The following is a 19,723-nucleotide window of genomic DNA, read 5'->3' on the forward strand; positions in this document are numbered from 1 at the left end:
TTTTGGGATTGCTTCAGTTGATTCATTTATGCCTCTACCTCCTTACGTTTGAAGTATACAAGCGCCAACAAGCTAATAATTAAAATGATCGTCGCCATTAACACCCCTTGGGTTGCTGCATATCCAGCATCTTGCCTTCTAAAGTAAAGGGAATACATAAAAGTAGACATCGATTGGGACGCATTTCCTGGTCCCCCACCCGTCAATGAAATAATCACATCAAACAATTTCAGGCCGCCTATTACATTTAAAACGACATTTATTGTAATAGCCGGTGCCAATAAAGGCAGAGTTATATTTTTAAACTGAGCAAACGGTGACGCCCCATCAATCGTAGCGGCTTCATAATAATCTTTAGATATACTTTGTAGGCCTGCTAAGTAAATGATCATCGCAATTCCTACAAATTGATACGTGTTCACTAATACGATAATCCATGGATTGAAGGATGCATTCCCTAAAGCGTTAATACGGTCAAACCCAAGAAACATTAAAAGGTCATTTAATGCTCCCCCTTGATAAGCGAAGAAAAAGTACCAAATATACCCCATAATTAAAGGACTTATAATAACAGGCAAATAAACAATGGTTCTAGTAAATGCTTTCATTTTAATGCTTTGATTTAACAACAAAGCATACAATAGTCCAATGACAGTCTGAAAAACGGTACTACCAATTCCATAAAGCAACGTATTTTTGACGACAAGCCATGTTGTAGGGTCTGAGAACATCCTTGCATATTGCTCGAGACCGACCCAATTATAATTTTGCGAAAAGCCATTCCAATCCGTAAACGTAATTTTGATTCCATTTAAAAATGGATAAATGATAAACAAGCTCACGAAACATAAGGCTGGGATATACATCCACATAAGAGACGATTCTTTCTTTTGTTTTATTTTTGGTGCTTTATTGGTGACCACGACTTTGCTCCCCGCTACAGTTTGACTCATGTTCTCAACTCCTTTAAGTAGAGTCCCCCATCCAAGAGTTCTTTTTGAAAAAGGGGACAGACTTTAGTCTCCTGCCCCATTTTCATGATCGTCTTGAACAAAGCTAGACTTATTGATTTCTTAAGCGAAGATATTCCGATTGCATCTCCTCTGATACCTGCTCGGCTGTTTTTGTACCAGAAAGCAACTCTTGACCAGTTATAGCATACACATCCCACATTCCACTTGGTAAGTAAACACGGTCAAAGTAAGGTTGAATCTCGACATGAGCCCATTTATCATAAAACTCAGAGTAATAGTTTTCAGTTTCAACACTCGTTACTCCTGCTGGTAATGACGTTGCTTCTGCTAATTTTTTAGCATTTTTGGGCTGAGCAAGGAATTCGATAAATTGTTTCGCTTCTTCTACATTCTTTGAGTCTTTAAAAACAGCAAACGTGTTCCGTTCTCCTCCGATCCAACTTGGCTCATCCCCTTCCCAAAAGGCAGGTACTGGAACAGCTCCAACTTGAATGTCAGGGTTAAGCTCCGTTACCGCTGGTCCGAAAGCTCCACCTGCAAAAGTAAAAGCTATTTTGTTTTGAGCCATTAATTCAATTCTCTGAGCTTCACTAGCAGTTAATACATCGGTATTTAGTAACTCTTTTTCTTGCAATTCTTTTAAGAATTCAGGAAGAGCCGTGTATGTAGACCAATCAACTGAGCCATCTAGCAACTCTGATTCATAGTTATGACTGTCAGCCGTTACTAATAAAGGAGTCGATAATTGATCAAGGATTTGTGCGATCGTATACTGATTACTACCAGGAATCCAAAGTGGAGTCACTTCTCCATTCCCTTTTTCTTTGACCGTTTCCATTGCATCGACCCATTCGTCGACCGTCGTAGGAAGTTCGATCCCGTACTCCTCTAATAAAGTGGCATTATACATAATTCCATCCTTTGCTTGGTTGATTGGAAAGGCGTATACTTTGCCATCTTCATCTTTTAGTATCGGGGCCATGGCTGGATCAAAATGCTCAACCCAATCCATATTACTTAGATCGGCTACATACTCACCGTAACGATTGATCGCCCAGCCATGTGTATCAAATAAATCTGGAAGATCATTTGATGCCATTCTTACTCGCATTTGATCCTCATAACCCGTTCCTGGAAAGTTAATATCAATTGAAATTCCTGTCTCGTCTTCAAAAGCTTGAGCTACTTCTTCAATGGCCTCTTTTTCAGCATCCTCTGACACTCCGGAGTAAAGTGTTAACGCATTACTAGAATCACCTGATCCAGCAGTAGAATCCCCACCACAAGCAGTTAAAATCATTGCACTCATTAAAATACTAGTGAATGTACCCATTCTTTTTTTCATTCATATCCCCCTAGATTTTTTTAGATTTTTACCCTTTTCCTGTGCAATACAACTACGTGTTCACTCTCCTTTTGCCCCCTATCAGTTAAGCGCTTTCAACAGATGCGAAAAATATAAAATGATTATAGTCATTCGCGCCGTGTAATTTATTTACTAAATTTATTAACTTTATTAAGTAAAATAATAACTTATATAGATTTTAATTTCAATGCCTTTTTTGGAATTATTTAAATATTTTATAAAAAAAAAGAGCCTTTTACAAAAAGACTCTTTGACTAAACTTCAATCGTCAAATTCCTCATCTTAACTGTCGTTAGATAACCGTACACTACTTTCACGGACAACTAGCTTAGTTGGAACCTCAATCTTAAAGGGGATTTCTCTTCCTTCCAATCGCTCCAATAGGAGTTTCACCGCCGCTTTCCCCATTTCCTCTGTGTAAACTTTCACCGTCGTTAATGCAGGCTGAGTAAAGCTCGCCATCTCAACATCATTAAAACTCACAATACTCATATCGACGGGGATTTTTATCCCCAATTCATGGGAAGCTCTTATGGCACCGATCGCCATGGCATCACTAGCTATAAAAAATGCGCTCGGAAGGTCCTTACTTCCCCCCGCCTTTATCATAGAATGATACCCATCACTAATCAAAAATTGTTTAGATATATAAACATAATCCGGATGATAGAGGCCTCTCTTTTTCATTGTTTCTTCATACGCTTTTTGACGAGGGTCCTCGATTTTGGATCCATCCTGCGCTTTTTCTTGCCCGCCAATAAAACCAATCTTTGTATGACCTAAAGAAAACAAGTGTTCCAGGGCGATTCGAGTGGCTTTTGCGTGATCAATAACAACGGTATCATTCCACTCATTTTTAGGAGTGTGGTTGATAAAAACAAGATTGTGGTTAACCTTTTGACTTAACCTCTCTTCATCCTCTTCACTTACCATACCAACCACAATGACACCATCAAGGTTATTCATTTGAATTTCCGTCATGCCACCTGAATAATGACTGATTTTCTTAACTAACAACCCTCTTTCTGCGCATTCACTTTCTATCCCTTTACGTATTGATAAAAAATACGTATCCTCCCACTCATATTCAGGGGAGCACCACATAACGATGCCAATTTCTTTTTCTCCTATAATGGAAGAACTCTTGCTATCTGGATAACGCTTTCGAACAGGTACATAATTCAACTCTTTAGCTATATCCATAATTCGGTCTCTTGTTTCTAGAGCGACCGATAGATTTTTATCGTTATTTAACACTCTCGACACTGTCGCCGTCGAAACATTCGCACGTTCAGCGATATCTTTGATCGTTGCCATTTTCGTCACCCTTCTCATTTAAGTAAATTAATAAGTAAATAATTTAGTTAATGTTTTATTGAATTGTAGCATGTATGACCATTTAATACAATGAGCATATTCTTTAGAAAAAATTGGATATTATGCTACTCTTATTAAAAAGAAAGAAAAGGAGATCTATCATGTCCCTAAAAAGTTGGTTTTCTAAAGGAATATCTTACACGGAATATGTGGAGAACATGCAAGTGAATCGCGCTGAATTAGAGGGGGTTTACTAGCAAGTCAAGTTGAATGCCAATGAGATTAAGTATTTTTCACACTTGAAGGAGAAGAACCTTCGTATGGTGTCGCTAACTGCGGATTGGTGTGGGGATGCAGCGTTATGTGTACCTATTATGCAACGGATTGCAGAACTCGCTTCAATCGAAACAAGATTTCTCATCCGTGATGAGAATTTAGAGCTCATGGATCAATATTTAACTAACGGTACAGCCCGTTCGATTCCGATTTTTATTTTAACAAATGAACTTGGGGACGAACTAGCTGTATGGGGGCCACGTTCACCAGAAGTACAACAATGGGTGACAGAACATAAAACGAAGCTACCCGAACAAGGCGCTCCTGATTTTGCAGAAAAGCAAAAGGAAATGTTTGCAGCATTTAAGAAAACAATCACAACGGATCCTGCTGTTTGGACATCCGTGATTCGAGATATCCGAAATCGATTTGAGACTCATTTAAGTTAGAATACGGCGCAGATAGAAAAATGCCTGTCACTTGTCGAATCCGACAAGTGACAGGCATTCATTTTAGCTCTTTCTTACTAGCAGGTTGATGAAATTAGGAGAGAAAATCCTACCCTTTTCTTTTCTGGTCTCCCATCAAGGCCGAGATAAAACAGCTTTGTTACGTCCTTCTTTTTTAGCTTCATATAGAGCATGATCTACACGCCTAAAAAAGGAACTGATGTCTTCGTTATCATCATAGGTACCTACTCCTAACGAAAATGTGATTGATCGACCCGTTGGACTAATGGTATGACTAATCGTTTCACGCATTCTCTCAGCAATCTTCATTGCTTCAACCGCGTTGGTCTCCGATAGTAATACAACAAATTCCTCACCACCAAACCTTGCACAAACATCATCAGCTCGTATAAATTCTCTCATCTTAGTAGATAAAAAAATTAAGACTTCATCTCCTATTTGATGCCCAAATTCGTCATTTACCTTTTTAAAATAATCGATATCAATGACAATGAGGGAGAAATGTCCTTTTTCACTTTTCCATTTCTCTAATGTCTCTTCTAAATGCCTTCGGTTTGCTAAACCTGTAAGTGGATCGGTCAAAGACTTCATTTTATAATTGTGAATACTCTTTTCTTGCTTTTTTGCAAAGCTTTCTAACGTTTTGTTTAATTGCTCTGCTTCAAAATACCATGTAGCAATCGGTGGCTTTACCTGCCCCTCACTGTCTGAAGAATAATTAAGGGCAAATAAAGCTAATTTACGAAGCGGTGCTGCCAATTTCCTTGTTAAAAAGATCGTAATCATAATGAAGAAAAGAACAAATGGGATCGAGTACATAAATATTTTTTTTACCATGTCCCCTACTGGAGCAACGGCAACTTCATAAGGGGTTTGAGATACAACTCCCCACTGACTTGAGGGGATGTAGGTATATCCCGCCAGAAAATCAATCCCCTTTGAATTCGTAACAAATTGAGCCCCACTTTGACCATTCATTAATTGTTCAATCACTTCATTATCTTCAACCTTTTCACCAATTCGATTGACATCTGGGTGATAGATTAATGTACCACTTTTATCTACAACATAGACATACGAACCATCCTTTGCATAATGTTCACCCAGGATCGTCTTTATTATATTTTCCTCTTGTAAATAAATCGTTCCCGCTAGAAATCCCAAGTATTCCCTGTCACTTCCCCATAAAGGGGTAGAAACCATTAGAATTAGTCGATTGGTGATGGCGGTATAAGGAGCTGTAATGAGCGTCGTCTTTTGCTTTAACGATTCTACTGCCCCTAAAGACGTTAGTGTTTCACCCTCAAACCCTACATATGGAGTGGCACTTAGAATAACACCTTCACGATTAACCACCGCGAGTGAATTAAAATTCTGACTACTCTTCAAAAATCGTTCTAATTTTCCATCTATGATTTCAGGCTTATCGATATCATGGACGACATCAAATTCTCTTTGTTCTAGAATTTGTTTCATGGAAGTAAATACTTCATCCGTTACTTGTGCAAGCTTTTCAGAATACACTCTGTTAATCTCTAGTGAATGATTGACTAAGTTTTCTCTTGTTACAAGATAGGCGGAAAATAAAGTACTACATAAAATGCCTACAATAACAAAAGCTGTGAGTAAAAAAATCCAGAAACTTAACGTTTTTTTCATAAGTCTCCCTCTAACCATTACTATTTTACAACAGAATCCATTGTATCATTAAAAGGGTATTTTATCTTTTAAAATTCTCCTTCCCTTGATAATTAAAAAAAGCCCCTGACTTATCAAATTCGACAAGTCGCAGGCACCAACTTTTTATAGATTACTTTTTTCACTTGCAAAGCATAAACCTTTGGCTTCAAGAGCTAGTATTCTCTTATAGCCTTAGGCCCTACACCATGTAGTTTTGAAACCTCTTTCTCACTAAGGCTGGTGCAGAGTTCGAGCCTTAATATCCAGCCCCTTTAAGTGCTCGTAATGCAGGTTTACTTCATTTAGCAGGAAGTTCAAATTTTTCGTCACGTTTATTTAATGTCAAGGGTATTCACCTTTAATAGAAGATTTACACCTAAGACGGTATTCTCTTATTACTTCGGATCTGACTCAATCCCTTTTATTTCAGCTTCACCTTCATTTTCAACCACATGTTTCAGGATGGACAATTTGTTATTCCAAAATTGTTCATAATAAGAAAGCCATTGCTTTAATTCTGCTAAAGGTTCTGGGTGCAAGCGATAGATTCTTTCTCTACCAACTTTTTCCCCACTGACTAATTTCGCTTCTGAAAGAATGCGCAAATGTTTTGCAACGGCTGTACGACTGATCGGAAAGTGAGAGGTTATTTCTGATATCGGTAATTCCTGATCAGCTAGTAATCGAATAACCTCTCGTCTAGTTGGATCAGCAATTGCTTGGAATACATCATGCTGTGCTTGAGACACTTACCCCTCAACAGCCTTTCGAAGTCCTTCATTGACAATACCAACCCAACCATTGTCCATTCTTTCACGAATAACCGAACTTTTCTCGTTCGCTTTCGGGTTAATCTCATCACTTGATTTCCAACCGCTATGAATCAGGGTAAACTCTGTCTTCTCACCCAGCTCTTTTAAAAGAAACGAAACGACCCAACCATCTGTATCCCATGAAAAGGAAATCTTATCTGGTTCCTTCACTTCTAACACTTTGCAAGGCGATGGACCGAACGGAGATTGAATGTAAAAATCATGCCCTTCTATAGGTTCAAAATCATTTGGCATAAACCAAGATTCAATCCCTTTCGCTGTTGATACAGTATCCCATACTTTTTTGATCGGGGCTTCAAAAATGACGGTTTGCTTAATATCTTGTAAAGTTTCCATATGATTTTCTCCTTCTTTCTATGTATCATAAATAAAACCATTTGGTTTCACTTTATATAATACAACACCTTTTGGTTTCATGTATATGATTTGTTATAAACTAAAGAAGTAGGGTTGTTTCCTACGATACAGCCAATTTAATCGAATGCCTTGTCCGTTTTAATTAAAAGTCCACTCATTATCTATAGGGTTTCATCCAAAATAAGTCAAAATCAATGAAGTTAATAATCCTAATGCTGATATGTATCCCACAATAGGCCCCCCTTCTTCAAAAGCTTCAGGCAACATGGTCGAAGAGACCATTGCAAAAATCCCTCCAGCCGCAAAAGCTCCAATAGAGGTGATTAATATCGTGGAGGAAGCATCAATTAAAACAAATCCTAAAAGCGAACTTATCGACGATAAAACCAAAACAACGAACCAAAGAAACAATATTTTCCCTTTGTGATATCCATCCTTTTTCAAACCGATGCTACTAGACATCGCTTCCGGAAAGTTACTAATAAAAATCGCAATCACAATAACCCAGCTGATCGTATGATTCTCAAGAAGGCTCACGCCAATAATGACGGATTCAGGAATCGCATCGATCACACTACCTACGAAAATAGCCATACCCGAGTGACCTTTTGGATTCCCTTTTGAACGTTTTCGTTCTTGGCCCCCTTTTTTACTAATCATCATTTCTACTAAAATAAATAAGGTCGATCCAACTAAAAAACCGATAGACGGATACAGAATCCCTCCGTCTTTAATCGCATCTGATAACAACTCAAAGGTGGCTGCTCCGATTAATACACCTGTTCCAAATGCCATAACAAAGGCAGAAATCTTATTAGGAATTTCTTTGTATATTCCTAATAAAGCACCTAACACAAGCGAGGAACCTGCTACCCCTCCCCACATGGCTGCTGTTAAAGCTGATGACATGACTTCTCTCCTATCTAGATCGTATAGACAATAAATCCGTCCTTGATATGGGATTCCAGGAGATCCTCAAAGTGATTCACATTTTTAGAACGGAGTCACTTAAACTTAGGAACCCGAGAAATGTTTGACCGATACATTTATGGTGTTCTTTCCATAGACTTATTAGTCACGATTGATTTATTTTTGCGAAGGTCCTTAGCTCAGGCTTAGTCGTTTCTGCTGCTACTCTATTTCAGAGTGGTATGATTGTTTTATAAGGAATGAGGTGCATTTCCAATTTTAAAAATGGATTTATAACCTTTTTTGATAAAACATATTAGTAAGTAAACTCGTTTTTTTCACAGAAAGGAGCAGGTAGATGAATTTCAATTTTAAAGAAGGGATTGAAGTGCTTGAGCGTACCCCACAAACTTTGGAGATCTTTTTAGCTGGCTTATCTGATGGATGGTTGCAACGAAATGAAGGTGAAGGAACCTGGAATGTCACTGAAGTGATCGAGCATCTTATTGAGGGCGAGAAACATAATTGGATACCAAGGTTAGAATTCATGCTTCAGGAAGGTGACAGCAAACCATCCCCCCATTTGACCGTTATTCACATTTAAATGAAAGTACCGAAAGATCGTTGGAAGAAAAATGGATAGAATTTAAAACGATTAGAATCCAAAATATAGCCAGATTAAAAGGTCTGCTTAACTCTGAATCACTTCTTGAATTGAAAGGCTCCCATCCGGCATTTGGTGTAGTGAAGGTTAGAGAATTGCTTTCGGCTTGGGTTGTTCATGATTTAACACACATCGCTCAAATGACTCGAGTCATGGCTGATCGATACTGGACAGACATTGGACCTTGGTGTGCATATTTAGGGATATTGAAATAGGGAAACTGATTGGATTTTTCGATCTCTACATAATGAATGGTCTTAGAGCCCAGGTCCCCCATACAAAAACTGCACCTCCAATTGTTAGAGTCTAACAATTAAGGTGCAGTTCACATTAGAGTTTAGTGCTTTTTTATATGGGGTTTCTTATGTTTAAAATTCTTCATAGACAGCAGGATCTTGATGATTAATTCTGCCATCATCTCGAGTTAATTCCGAAATAAGTCTCATTTCTGCTTCATCAAGAGAAAAATCAAAAATTGATATATTTTCAAGCTGTCGTGCAAAAGAAGCAGATTTAGGAATGCTAATCGCGCTTAGTTGATAATGCCACCTTAAAATGACTTGTGAAATGGACTTATGGTGACCTTCGGCAGTCTGTTGAAGTACGTTATTTTGTAAGACTTCATTCGCACGAGCTAACGGACTCCACGATTGTGTCTTAATGTTATTCTTTTCATGCCACTCTCTCTGTTGCGTTTGATTTTGAACTACCCGCCACTTCCCCCTTACGGGTTGCTTGAAGAGGGAGTTTTCTCACCTATTTTACATAAAATCGATGTAGTTCAATTTGATTTATGCTCGGCTTAACCCCCGTTTCCTTTTCTAAACGATCGATATGTTCAGGTAAGAAGTTACAGACCCCAATCGAACGAATAAGCCCCTGCTTTTTAGCCGTTCATTCCATGTTTAATGACCGGAATGACTCGCTTTACGTATTGTTCATGTGTTGTTATTGGGTTGTGCTGCATCCAATGCATTGCTGCTCCGTAAAGGGACCAGTTAACATAACCGCAAAAAATTCTAGGTCATTTTCATATTGGATTGCTTCTGTACTCTTACTTAATGGCTTTTGGGTACCAAGCATGGTCCTAGCTTGAGCACTATTACTTGGGATTACAGGAATAAGTGGGATCCTGACCCATATACGAATGAAGGACTCCTTCAAAGATACGTCGATGATTTTATCCTTACACTCTTATCCTTTGTTTTGTTTTTCCTGCTATAAAAGAGACTAATTCCTCTTTTGAGTGATGAAATTTTGATTCAGATAGCTAGTAAGTCAGATCAACCAAACTGTAAAAACCAAGTAAAAGATTACTGGGTTTTTACAATTTGAATTTCTCTTTAAGGTAATGGTACACTCCGTCTTCATCACAGGTGAATTCCGTTACGTCATCAGTGATTTCTTTAATGTGGTCTGGTGCATTTTTCATAGCCACGGAATGACGAACAAATTCCAACATGGGCAAATCATTGTCACTATCCCCTATCGCCATAATCTCAGCTTCTGACAAATCAAATCGTTTTAACATTTGCTTAATGCCTGATGCTTTACTCACGTTCGCAACCATCACTTCGACATTGTGTTTAGAAGAGGTAGAGGTCGTAAAATCTATTTTTCGCTTTAATTGATCAAGCTCATCTTTCCATTCATTTATATGGTCTTCCGTTCTTGCAAAGAAATAAAATTTGGAGAATTTATCGCCCTCTATGTTTTCCTCCCAAGCAACTTCTTCTTTGATCGCTTGTTTTCGTGAAAGCCACTCGTTAATTCCAACATCGTCTGGCTTCGGATCTCTAATTTCATCTTCCACATAAGATTGATCTTGTTTTAACGTAATACGAGATCTTCCATATGGGAAAAGCTCATAATATACCTTGTTTTTTCTAGCCTTTTCAATAATTGCTTCCACCAACTCAAGCGTAAGTGAATGTTCAAATACAGCTTCTTTCCCGATATAACCAGCCATACCATTCGAAGTAACGAACCCATCCACTTGAAATCCTTCAGGGACAACTCCCTCTATTTCATCAAACGATCGACCTGTAGCAATGAAAACGAATATACCTTGACGTCGTAACTCATCAATGATTTCTTTTGTAAGAATACTTACCTTGTTATGATGATTGAGAATAGTACCATCCATGTCTAAAAAGATTGCCTTTGGTTTAAATGCCACTCCTATTTCCCCCAATTTATAAAAGGTTATTAGGTAAGTATACACTTTGATATTTTTAGACTCAATGGAAGACTTTTTAAGTCGGGGTAGAATGAAGCTTGAAGGCAGCGACTTGATAGTTAAAGGATAGAAAAAGGCCAGCAATGTTCCCGATTCGTCATAAAAAACCTCCAAAGTGGAGGTTTTATTCCATTCATTTTTTGTCCTAGTAGTTATGTACTGATCATAGAACCTACTTTTGTATGATTTTCTCTCCCCCCCAAAATTACTTTCGAATTTATGCGTCAACGCCTTCTTTATACGCGACCTCCTGCCAATAAAAATAAGACCTGTCACTATTCGTTCTAATCAGTGACAGGTCCTATTTTAAAACATGCGGCAAGAACAACAAAAGAGAGCAAAGGTCCACCTCTCTTTAGAAGACTGTTCTAAAGAAGCTTCTTCCCTAACAACGAACTAATTAATGCCGTGGCTACTTCGGCGGTTTGATTCTTATTGTCTAAGATCGGATTAATTTCTACACAATCAGCAGATGTAATGATATTCGCTTCGGCCAACATTTCTAGGGCGAGATGGGTTTCTCGGTAAGTGATTCCCCCCATAACCGGTGTCCCGACTCCTGGTGCGTATATGGGATCGACTCCGTCTAAATCTAAGCTTAAGTGAACGCCATCTGTTTTTTCAGCTAGATACTCGACCGTTTCTTCCATAACGGTTGTCATTCCTAAACGGTCAATTTCATGCATGGTGTAGACTTTTATTCCCTTTTCAAGGATGAGCTCGCGTTCGCCTTCATCAATCGATCTAGCACCAATGATCACTAGATTTTCAGGTTTAATTTTTGGTGCATACCCACCAATATTAACTAAAGAAGGGTGTCCAATGCCAAGGTTCACGGCTAAGGGCATGCCATGGATGTTTCCGGATGGAGAGGTTTCAATTGTGTTTAAATCAGGATGTGCATCGTACCAGATGACCCCTAAATTGTTATAATGCTTAGCAATCCCCGCAATTGAACCAATACTCACGCTATGGTCTCCTCCTAATATAAGAGGAAATACTCCGTCTTCATGGATTCGATCGACTTTTTCTTGCAACTCACTATTCACACTGACTACCTCATTTAAGTTTACTAGTCTTCCCTTTTCTGAAGGGTTTGTAGCCTCTCTCTCAATGACTAAATCACCGGCATCCTTTACTTGATAACCTAATCTTACAATCTCTTCAATTAAACCTGCATACCTTAATGCACTAGGGCCCATATCAACCCCGCGTCGCAATTGTCCTAAATCCATTGGGACACCAACAATGGAAACCTGTTTGATTTTATTCATCTAAAACGAACCTCCACTATGATCTAATTATGTAAAATGACTACTCTATAAGCATATGTCTAAATAGAATGAAAAACTACTATTCTTAGCAACTTTTATTCTAGAAGTAGCCAAACGTATAAACGATGGCTACCCCTTTTCTATCTGTTCCTTTGCCTTCTAGGTCAACCTATTCAATTATCAACTCTAATGATCTATTGTTCTACTCGTCTCTGATAATGATTAATCGCCGTATCTAGCATGTTCAAGCCGGTATCAATTTGTTCTTTCGTCACTGTCAATGGAGGAATCATCCGGATGACCTCTCCTTCATTTCCACAAAGGTAGAATAGAACTCCTTCCTTAAGTGCAAGGTCTAATATTTCCAAAACAGCCTGCCCATCTGGTCTATTTGTCGTTGGGTCAATGATCTCGATCCCAATCATTAATCCTACCTGGCGAATGCTCCCTATCACATCATGTTTCTCTTTTAACTTTTCAAGCTTCTCCCCTGCGTAGGCTCCCGTTTCTCTCGCATTCTGCAAAAGGTTTTCCTCTTGCATGACCTCTAACGTGGCTAAAGCGGCCGAGCAGGCAAGCGGATTTCCACCAAACGTAGTCCCGTGACTACCTAGAGGCCATTGTTGCATTAATTTATGATTCGCCACGGTTGCACTAAGCGGGAGGCCAGAAGCAATTCCTTTTGCAATCGCCATAATATCTGGAGTTACATTGAACGTCTGTGCCGCAAACCACTCCCCGGTTCTCCCAAAACCTGTTTGCACTTCATCAAAAATAAGCAGCATATTGTGCTGATCACAGATGGCTCTTACTTTTTTCAACCAGTACTGCGGCGGAATCACATACCCTCCTTCTCCGAGTACCGGTTCTAAAATGACACAGGCTACTTCCTCTGGCGAGACATGATGCTTAAATAATCGCTGAAAGTCGTTCTCTAATTTACGAATCACTAATTCTTCCATCACAATTCCAGGTTCATCCATTACAGTCGTATCGTTAGGATCAAAATAAGGAATTTGGTAGGTAAGTCCATTTGGCTGTAAGAACTTACGGTACTTGCTCTTAGATGTGCTAACAGCAAGAGCACCCTGAGTTCTCCCATGAAAGCAACCAGTAAATGAAATAACGTATGGTCGTTTTGTTACATACTTAGCTAACTTAAGAGCTCCTTCAATGGCTTCTGTCCCACTGTTTGCAAAAAAGAAACAATCCAATTCACCTGGTAAAATCTCTGCTAGTTCATCAGCCAGACGTAAAATAGATTCATATTGGATCACTCCAATAGGACCATGAACAAGGTGATCTACTGCACTCTTAATCGCTTGCACAACTTTAGGATGGCGATGTCCGACATTGGTTACAGCAATCCCAGAGGTAAAATCTAAATATTTCCTTCCATCTACTCCAAAATAATAGCAACCCTCTTCTTTTACGACAGGTAAATTCGGGTGGTCTTTAGCCATACTTGGAGCTAAACGTGTTGATAATTTTTTTGTTAGGTGACTCCAGTCTTGAGACATTCTTCTTCACTCCCCATAAATTCTCTATTTAAAAGAAAAAGACTTGTGCCATCAATGCGATAATTGGTAGCGTAATAATGGTACGTTGGATAAAAACAATGACTAAATCTAATAAACTCAAAGGAATTTTAGAACGTAATAAAAGAATTCCAATTTCAGACATGTAAATAAGTTGAGTTAGAGATAGTGCTGCAATGACAAAACGCGTTAATTCACTTTCTATGCCACTTCCCACTACGGCAGGTAAAAACATATCCGCAAAGCCGACGATCATGGCTGGAGCCGCCGAAGCTGCTTCAGGAATACGCATTAGCTCGAGGATCGGTACAATTGGATACGACATATAAACGAAAAGTTGTGTATACTCAGCAACTACTAAGGCAATCGTTCCAAGTGCCATGACTAGTGGAATTAACCCAAACCAAATATCAAGAACATTTTGAAGCCCTTTTTTAGCCACATAGCCGACACTTTTAATTTCAGATGCTTTTGAAACCGCCAACTCCACAGCCCATTGACTCCGAGACATTCCCTCAGGTACATCCTCTGAAATTTGTTTTCCTACCGGCTCATAGTACGTATCTGTTTTTCTCGATAAGGGTGGAATTCGCGGACAGATGATCGCCGCAATAAGCCCCGCTATCACAACCGTTGTATAGAATGGAACAAACATATGATCCAAACCGATAAAGCTGATGACAACTAAACTAAATGCAATCGATGCAACGGAAAAGTTAGTGGCAATGACGGCTGCTTCACGCTTTGTATAATACCCTTCTTCATACTGTTTCGTTGTGATTAAGACACCTACTGTACCGCTCCCCATCCAGGAGGCTACTGCATCAATTGCCGATCGACCTGGCAGCTTAAACAACGGTCTCATAACCTTTCGAACGATCGTACCAATAAAATCCATAAGTCCAAATTCTAAAAGTAACGGCATTAATAAACCTGCAAAAAGGAACCAGGTTGTTAATACGGGGACTAGTTCATATAAAACCGTTCCCCCGGTATACGCATCCCAAATGAAGCTCGGCCCAAACTGGAATACGACCATCAATGCAAAAGTCGCCCCAAGAATACGCATTGATAGCCAGAAACCACTAACATAAAACAAACCTTTCAAAAATTCTGAATTGACTAACCAAGCTGGTTTGGCCACTCTAGCAACAAGTGTTAATAGAACAGATATCACCAAAACAACGACCATAAACTGCGGCAAGTAATCTGAAAACACATTTTGAAAAAATTCTGCTAGAATTCCGACACCTATTGTCCATCTCCCATCATATGGAACAGGAATTAAAAAGAGAAATAACCCCAGCAATGAAGGAATAAGGAATTTCAGCTTATCAGTGGTCGTCATAACCGCCTTTTCTTTCGAAACCTCATACTCCAACCTTTTCTCCTGACCTTCCATTGAAACACCTCACCTTTTCCATTTTTTCCTTTAGCATTCAGAAAGCAACATGTATTTCTACTTTTTGTACATGCAATTCACATGCCAACTTTTTATTTAATTCCGTGTTTTTTCATTTTTCTGACGACTGAAGGCTGACTAATTCCTAACACTTTTGCCATTTCTACAGTCGTCTTTTGTTGCTTTCTTGCTTGTGTTAACACCTTTTTCTCCACCTCCTCCATAATTTCTGGCAAGCTCCGTTTGCTTGTTTCAATATCAGGAGCTGAGGCTTGTTGATAGGATTCAGGTAGGTCCGTTATAGTGATCGTAGGAGAAGGTGAAACCACTACAAGGCGCTCAATTAAATTAATCAACTCTCTCACATTTCCTTTCCACGGATGAACATATAGCCGCTGTAATACCGCATCATCTAATACTCGTTCTCGCTTATATTTTGTTGAAAATACTTGTACAAAATGTTCGATAAGCGGGACTATATCTGACGTTCTTTCACGTAAAGGAGGAATATGTATCGGAACTACATTTAATCGAAAATAAAGATCTTCACGAAATTTCTTAGCGGCAACTAACTTCTCCAATGGCTGATTTGTCGCAGTAATTAAGCGGAAATCCACTTTCTTTTCTTTTGTTCCACCCACTCGGTAAAACTGTTTTTCTTGGATAAACTTCAATACCTTTACCTGAAGGGCTAAAGGCAACTCACCAATTTCGTCTAAAAATAAGGTACCACCTTCTGCTAATTCAGCTAAACCAGGCTTCCCTTTTTTATTTGCACTTGTAAAGGAACCAGCTTCATAGCCAAAAAATTCAGCCTCAAATAAGGATTCTGGAATCGCTCCACAGTTCACTTCAATAAAGGGCTTGTCCTTTCGCGGGCTTTCTTTATGGATCATCTTAGCAAAATACGTTTTTCCGACGCCTGATTCTCCGAGTAGTAACACATTTACATCAACCTCAGAAACTTGCTTTGCGATCGCGATGCATTTTCTCATTTTATCGGAATGAACCACAAATCCATCATCTTTCATTTGCTGATTTCTTAACACTTCAAGCTCATTTTTTACGCGCTCCATTTCATCTTGCATGTCATGTAAGTAATTTTTTATATTAACCATTTCCGTTATGTCATGTGAGTAAGAAGCAATTCTCCAAACATTCCCTTCATCATCAAAAACAGGTACTCCCGTTATTAATAGCTTTTTTCCTTCGGTTGTCGTTTGAATGACATTGACCCTGCTCTTCTTTTCAATTACTAAGGGAGTCACAATTGGCGTAAACACCCCCTGTTTCTCTAACTCATAGACAGATAAACCAAGAATAACCTTATCCTCTATTCCATATAAAGCTTTAGTTGCATCACTAATCATGACAACTTTACCTGTGCTATCCGTTACCAAAAGATCATCTTTTAGCGCTCTAAGGATCGCTTCACTTTCACAAAAATGATTTTCGCTCATGCTATCACCCTCTGAATTATTCATTTTTGAATAATTTTAACAAAAAACATCTGATTTTACTTACTTTATTGAAAAATAAAAAATTATTCAATAATAAATAAGTTATTCGTTTTTGAATAATCAAATAATCGGCATTGCAAGCAGCCTACGTTTGTGGGTCTTATCGTCTTATTACTCCGGCTTTTATCAGCTCCTTTATGATTTTTAAACTCCGGTCATGTTACTCCACTAAAGGGCCAGATTGTGGAATAAAACTTAGTTAGGAAATTGGATATTTATGTTAAAGTATATAGAGAAGATTGTGAAGAAATGTACTTAAGCTAACGGAGCAGGATAGTGTAAGTAGAAAGATTAGTTTATAATCAAGAATATGGTAATTAAAGGGAGTGAATATATGTTTAAACGCGTTTTATTTATCAGTGGCATACTTGTTTTAGGTATGGTTATTGGGAACTTTTTCCTCAGTAATAGTTTAGCCGACAACATAGACGATAACTCCAAACATGAAATCGAAATCGCTTATCCTCAAAATGAAAAAGGGCAGACATATGGTTCAGCATTGGATGCACCTTCTTATGAAGGTGAACCTGATTTAATTAAAGCTTACGGAATAGATGGTACAATAGGGTATGTAAAAAAAGAAGATTTGGATGGTCCAATGCCTAAAACACCTGAAGAAGCAGTTAGACTTTCAAAGGAAGCTAAACCAAGAGAAATTCCGCTATATGATGTTGATGGAGAGACTATTATTGGTAAGTTTATTGTAGGTGAGTAGATACTGTTCAATAATGGAATAGCGTCTTTTTTAAAGTAATAAGACAGTGTTATTCAAGTAACGGGAGCGATTACGAAATAAGCGTAGTCGTTTTACTTACTATTGGAGCAGGTAAAATTGAAAAGATGTATGAATATTTCTCTATTGTTTATTCTAAAAAATATAGCTGAAAAATAGGAGAAATTCTTTATGAAGACGAAATTAAATTTATTCTTTGTAGTTATATTGGTTTTATTTTTAGGTGCTACAAATATAAGTGCGGATGAAACAAATTTGTTTGGACGACAAAAATCAATAAGTTTTAAAGGAGAAAATCAAAATTGGCTTGTTGTACACCAAATGTATTTAGTTGGAACAGAAATAGAATACGACACAAAAATTAGGTATAAGGGCAACAATGTTAAATTAAAAAATCTCTCTTCTTTACACTACTCAATCGGTGATAAAGATGGTTACTTAGGTGGAACATTTTCATTAAAAAATTCAAATGTATTTCATAGTGGAAGAATGGAGTGCTACGGATGTAAATATTTAGATAAGAAAGAAGAAATAACATTCATTATTGGTGAATGGGAAGACTATGAAGAGAGTCTAACTCTAAAAAGAGAATAAGTTCCTCAATTAATAATTTTTTTAAGCTAATTGGAAGCATTCCTTCAACAAGGGATGCTTTTCTCTATGCCAATTGTATGGGAATTAATGTTAAACTAAAGAGCAGGTTAGTGAAACAGGAGAGGTGTTTTAAAGTTCCTTGCATTATTGTTGTAATAGAGAAGGTTAATATTGGGGGGAGTTAATGAAAAAGTATTTATTCCGTTCTATTCTTGCTTTACTAATCGTAATTGGACTCATATTTATATTTGTAGAGTTAAATAAGGAAGAAACATTTACAATTGTAGGAAATGAAGTAGAAACATCAGTTTGGATTGAAAGCAATAAGTTATTAAATCCGAGCTATAAACGAGCAACATTAGGTTTGATGAATGTACAGATAGTAAACACATCAGGTGACGAAATAGATTTTAGTGAGTTAGAAATAGGAGATAAAATAAAAGCTGATTTTAAACCATTAGCATTTCTTTCTGACCCTCCTGGTTTAAGTGCATGGAAAGTAACTTTATTGGAATAACGGGTGCATTAGTTGAGGAGCTGCTGATGTAGCAGTTCCTCTTGTTATGGAAGTAAACGAGTAGTAGAACTATCCGATGAACATCTTGATGAGAGGATATATTAAATGAAAATACGATGGTTTATTTATTTACTTATTGGGGTTGTATTTGGAATATTAAATTTTTATTACGAGAGTTATCTTTCTAATACACTTGGTTTTGGTGGACTTCGAACACTATTAACCTGGGGTATTTGGTTGGTGCTAATTATGCCTATCGCCATATATGAAGTACGGACTTCTAAATCAAAAATACGTTCAGCCTTAGCATGTAGTTTAACTTGGATTTTTTCAATCATTTCTTACTACTTATATATGGCTGTATACAATGCTTTTTTTAGATAAGCTTCACATATGCACACTTCTAATTTAGGTAGCGACCCTTACTTCTGGGAAAATTGGAAGAGTTTTCTTTGGAATAGCATTTTTATACGTGGCATTGTTGAGTGGAGTGGTTATGCTATAATAGGTGGATTTATTATAGGATTTTTTATTAGCTTCATTTATCTTCACCTTGAAATTATTCATAAGGCAAGGAGTTCAAGAAGCCAAAATTTTTGAAAAAAATTTCTTGTTAAACGAAACCAGCTAATAGTTTGTCAATATTTTTCAATAAAAATTTAAAATCTTTCATGATATACTAAAAATGGCATGCCAAATAACCTTCCACTCCTAATAATTGGAAGGTTTTGTCTTGTTTAGTTAGAATTTTTAATTAAGCTATATCTTGGAAAGTTGTTCTGTTTTTTAAAAGGGCATAGATCCAGTGTAAAAGCTTATTTACGCAAGCAATGACGGCTACCTTATATAATTTACCTTCATTTCGTTTTTTGTCGTAAAACTCCCTTAATTTCTTGTTTCTAGGGATGATCTCATCAGTGGTTTTCTGTTTACGGCAATCACGAATACCAGAACGAACAGCCATATATAGGGCGTGCCGCAACCTACTCGATCCTCGTTTTGTAATGCGAACGAGAGTGGCTTTGAATTTTCCTGACTCAAATACCTCTGGATCAACTCC

General features: G+C 37.8%; 18 protein-coding genes and 2 pseudogenes. 6 read left to right on the forward strand and 14 right to left on the reverse strand.

The annotated features are described in order from the left end of the window. Positions 1-26: 26 nt before the first annotated feature. From PQ474_RS18055 to PQ474_RS18065, 3 genes are all read right to left on the reverse strand, one after another. Complete coding sequence (locus PQ474_RS18055) at positions 27-953, reverse strand: carbohydrate ABC transporter permease (protein ID WP_273846175.1); 927 nt, start codon at positions 951-953, stop codon at positions 27-29. A gap of 109 nt (positions 954-1,062) precedes the next feature. Further along, positions 1,063-2,319 carry an ABC transporter substrate-binding protein gene (locus tag PQ474_RS18060; protein WP_273846177.1) on the reverse strand — a complete coding sequence of 419 codons (1,257 nt, stop codon included), beginning with the start codon at positions 2,317-2,319 and terminating at the stop codon, positions 1,063-1,065. Between the two features lie 303 nt (positions 2,320-2,622). After that, positions 2,623-3,657, reverse strand: a complete 1,035-nt coding sequence (locus tag PQ474_RS18065; protein ID WP_273846179.1) for a LacI family DNA-binding transcriptional regulator — start codon at positions 3,655-3,657, stop codon at positions 2,623-2,625. 299 nt (positions 3,658-3,956) lie between these two features. Here PQ474_RS18065 and PQ474_RS18070 point away from each other — a divergent pair, with 299 nt between their 5' ends. After that, the gene (locus PQ474_RS18070; protein WP_390186247.1) at positions 3,957-4,382 is read left to right on the forward strand and encodes a thioredoxin family protein; all 426 of its coding nucleotides are present in this window, start codon (positions 3,957-3,959) and stop codon (positions 4,380-4,382) included. 135 nt (positions 4,383-4,517) lie between these two features. Here the strand turns inward: PQ474_RS18070 and PQ474_RS18075 are convergent, their stop codons facing one another. The 4 genes from PQ474_RS18075 to PQ474_RS18090 form a co-directional block, all read right to left on the reverse strand. Then, positions 4,518-6,062 (reverse strand): sensor domain-containing diguanylate cyclase, encoded by a 1,545-nt coding sequence (locus tag PQ474_RS18075; protein ID WP_273846181.1) that lies wholly within the window; start codon positions 6,060-6,062, stop codon positions 4,518-4,520. A 416-nt stretch (positions 6,063-6,478) separates the two neighbouring features. Further along, entirely contained in the window at positions 6,479-6,832 is a 354-nt protein-coding gene (locus PQ474_RS18080; protein WP_273846184.1) for an ArsR/SmtB family transcription factor, read from the reverse strand. Further along, positions 6,833-7,252 (reverse strand): SRPBCC family protein, encoded by a 420-nt coding sequence (locus tag PQ474_RS18085; protein ID WP_273846186.1) that lies wholly within the window; start codon positions 7,250-7,252, stop codon positions 6,833-6,835. A 192-nt stretch (positions 7,253-7,444) separates the two neighbouring features. Then, on the reverse strand, positions 7,445-8,182 hold the full coding sequence (locus PQ474_RS18090; RefSeq protein ID WP_273846189.1) for a ZIP family metal transporter: 738 nt from the start codon (positions 8,180-8,182) through the stop codon (positions 7,445-7,447). Between the two features lie 358 nt (positions 8,183-8,540). On the opposite strand from PQ474_RS18090, the pseudogene PQ474_RS18095 reads away from it, so the two are divergent. Continuing rightward, a pseudogene (locus tag PQ474_RS18095) lies at positions 8,541-9,061 on the forward strand (DinB family protein). A 153-nt stretch (positions 9,062-9,214) separates the two neighbouring features. Here PQ474_RS18095 and PQ474_RS18100 read toward each other — a convergent pair. From PQ474_RS18100 to PQ474_RS18125, 6 genes and pseudogenes are all read right to left on the reverse strand, one after another. Continuing rightward, a pseudogene (locus PQ474_RS18100) lies at positions 9,215-9,737 on the reverse strand (aldo/keto reductase); the annotation flags it as partial. Positions 9,738-10,170: 433 nt separating this feature from the next. Next, complete coding sequence (locus PQ474_RS18105; RefSeq protein ID WP_273846191.1) at positions 10,171-11,025, reverse strand: HAD family hydrolase; 855 nt, start codon at positions 11,023-11,025, stop codon at positions 10,171-10,173. A gap of 428 nt (positions 11,026-11,453) precedes the next feature. After that, positions 11,454-12,359 carry an arginase gene (gene rocF / locus PQ474_RS18110; protein ID WP_273846193.1) on the reverse strand — a complete coding sequence of 302 codons (906 nt, stop codon included), beginning with the start codon at positions 12,357-12,359 and terminating at the stop codon, positions 11,454-11,456. 194 nt (positions 12,360-12,553) lie between these two features. Next, positions 12,554-13,879 (reverse strand): aspartate aminotransferase family protein, encoded by a 1,326-nt coding sequence (locus PQ474_RS18115; RefSeq protein WP_273846195.1) that lies wholly within the window; start codon positions 13,877-13,879, stop codon positions 12,554-12,556. Positions 13,880-13,907: 28 nt separating this feature from the next. Further along, a complete protein-coding gene (locus tag PQ474_RS18120; RefSeq protein WP_390186250.1) occupies positions 13,908-15,299 on the reverse strand; it encodes a YjiH family protein in 1,392 nt (463 codons plus the stop codon). Positions 15,300-15,391: 92 nt separating this feature from the next. Next, complete coding sequence (locus PQ474_RS18125) at positions 15,392-16,759, reverse strand: sigma-54 interaction domain-containing protein (protein ID WP_273846197.1); 1,368 nt, start codon at positions 16,757-16,759, stop codon at positions 15,392-15,394. A gap of 394 nt (positions 16,760-17,153) precedes the next feature. Between PQ474_RS18125 and PQ474_RS18130 the strand changes: the two genes are divergently transcribed. The 4 genes from PQ474_RS18130 to PQ474_RS18145 all read left to right on the forward strand — a co-directional run bounded on the left by PQ474_RS18130 (position 17,154) and on the right by PQ474_RS18145 (position 19,047). Next, a complete protein-coding gene (locus tag PQ474_RS18130; protein WP_273846199.1) occupies positions 17,154-17,534 on the forward strand; it encodes a peptidase M56 BlaR1 in 381 nt (126 codons plus the stop codon). Between the two features lie 189 nt (positions 17,535-17,723). Further along, positions 17,724-18,146, forward strand: a complete 423-nt coding sequence (locus PQ474_RS18135) for a hypothetical protein (protein WP_273846201.1) — start codon at positions 17,724-17,726, stop codon at positions 18,144-18,146. Between the two features lie 184 nt (positions 18,147-18,330). Beyond that, complete coding sequence (locus PQ474_RS18140) at positions 18,331-18,663, forward strand: hypothetical protein (protein ID WP_273846203.1); 333 nt, start codon at positions 18,331-18,333, stop codon at positions 18,661-18,663. A 105-nt stretch (positions 18,664-18,768) separates the two neighbouring features. Continuing rightward, complete coding sequence (locus PQ474_RS18145) at positions 18,769-19,047, forward strand: hypothetical protein (RefSeq protein ID WP_273846205.1); 279 nt, start codon at positions 18,769-18,771, stop codon at positions 19,045-19,047. Positions 19,048-19,417: 370 nt separating this feature from the next. On the opposite strand, the gene PQ474_RS18150 is transcribed toward PQ474_RS18145, so the two are convergent. Further along, positions 19,418-19,723: transposase (locus PQ474_RS18150; protein WP_273846208.1), on the reverse strand; the 306-nt coding region annotated here is incomplete at its 5' end.

The sequence above is a fragment of the Halalkalibacter alkalisediminis genome (assembly GCF_028610705.1).
Taxonomy (GTDB): domain Bacteria; phylum Bacillota; class Bacilli; order Bacillales; family Bacillaceae_D; genus Halalkalibacter; species Halalkalibacter alkalisediminis.

Excerpts from the sequence above, each read along its gene's own strand:
- PQ474_RS18055 (WP_273846175.1), bottom strand. The coding sequence starts at position 953 with ATGAGTCAAACTGTAGCGGGGAGCAAAGTCGTGGTCACCAATAAAGCA.
- PQ474_RS18060 (WP_273846177.1), bottom strand. The coding sequence starts at position 2,319 with ATGAAAAAAAGAATGGGTACATTCACTAGTATTTTAATGAGTGCAATG.
- PQ474_RS18065 (WP_273846179.1), bottom strand. The coding sequence starts at position 3,657 with ATGGCAACGATCAAAGATATCGCTGAACGTGCGAATGTTTCGACGGCG.
- PQ474_RS18075 (WP_273846181.1), bottom strand. The coding sequence starts at position 6,062 with ATGAAAAAAACGTTAAGTTTCTGGATTTTTTTACTCACAGCTTTTGTT.
- PQ474_RS18085 (WP_273846186.1), bottom strand. The coding sequence starts at position 7,252 with ATGGAAACTTTACAAGATATTAAGCAAACCGTCATTTTTGAAGCCCCG.
- PQ474_RS18090 (WP_273846189.1), bottom strand. The coding sequence starts at position 8,182 with ATGTCATCAGCTTTAACAGCAGCCATGTGGGGAGGGGTAGCAGGTTCC.
- rocF (WP_273846193.1), bottom strand. The coding sequence starts at position 12,359 with ATGAATAAAATCAAACAGGTTTCCATTGTTGGTGTCCCAATGGATTTA.
- PQ474_RS18115 (WP_273846195.1), bottom strand. The coding sequence starts at position 13,879 with ATGTCTCAAGACTGGAGTCACCTAACAAAAAAATTATCAACACGTTTA.
- PQ474_RS18120 (WP_390186250.1), bottom strand. The coding sequence starts at position 15,299 with ATGGAAGGTCAGGAGAAAAGGTTGGAGTATGAGGTTTCGAAAGAAAAG.
- PQ474_RS18125 (WP_273846197.1), bottom strand. The coding sequence starts at position 16,759 with ATGAGCGAAAATCATTTTTGTGAAAGTGAAGCGATCCTTAGAGCGCTA.
- PQ474_RS18130 (WP_273846199.1), top strand. The coding sequence starts at position 17,154 with ATGTTTAAACGCGTTTTATTTATCAGTGGCATACTTGTTTTAGGTATG.
- PQ474_RS18135 (WP_273846201.1), top strand. The coding sequence starts at position 17,724 with ATGAAGACGAAATTAAATTTATTCTTTGTAGTTATATTGGTTTTATTT.
- PQ474_RS18140 (WP_273846203.1), top strand. The coding sequence starts at position 18,331 with ATGAAAAAGTATTTATTCCGTTCTATTCTTGCTTTACTAATCGTAATT.
- PQ474_RS18145 (WP_273846205.1), top strand. The coding sequence starts at position 18,769 with ATGAAAATACGATGGTTTATTTATTTACTTATTGGGGTTGTATTTGGA.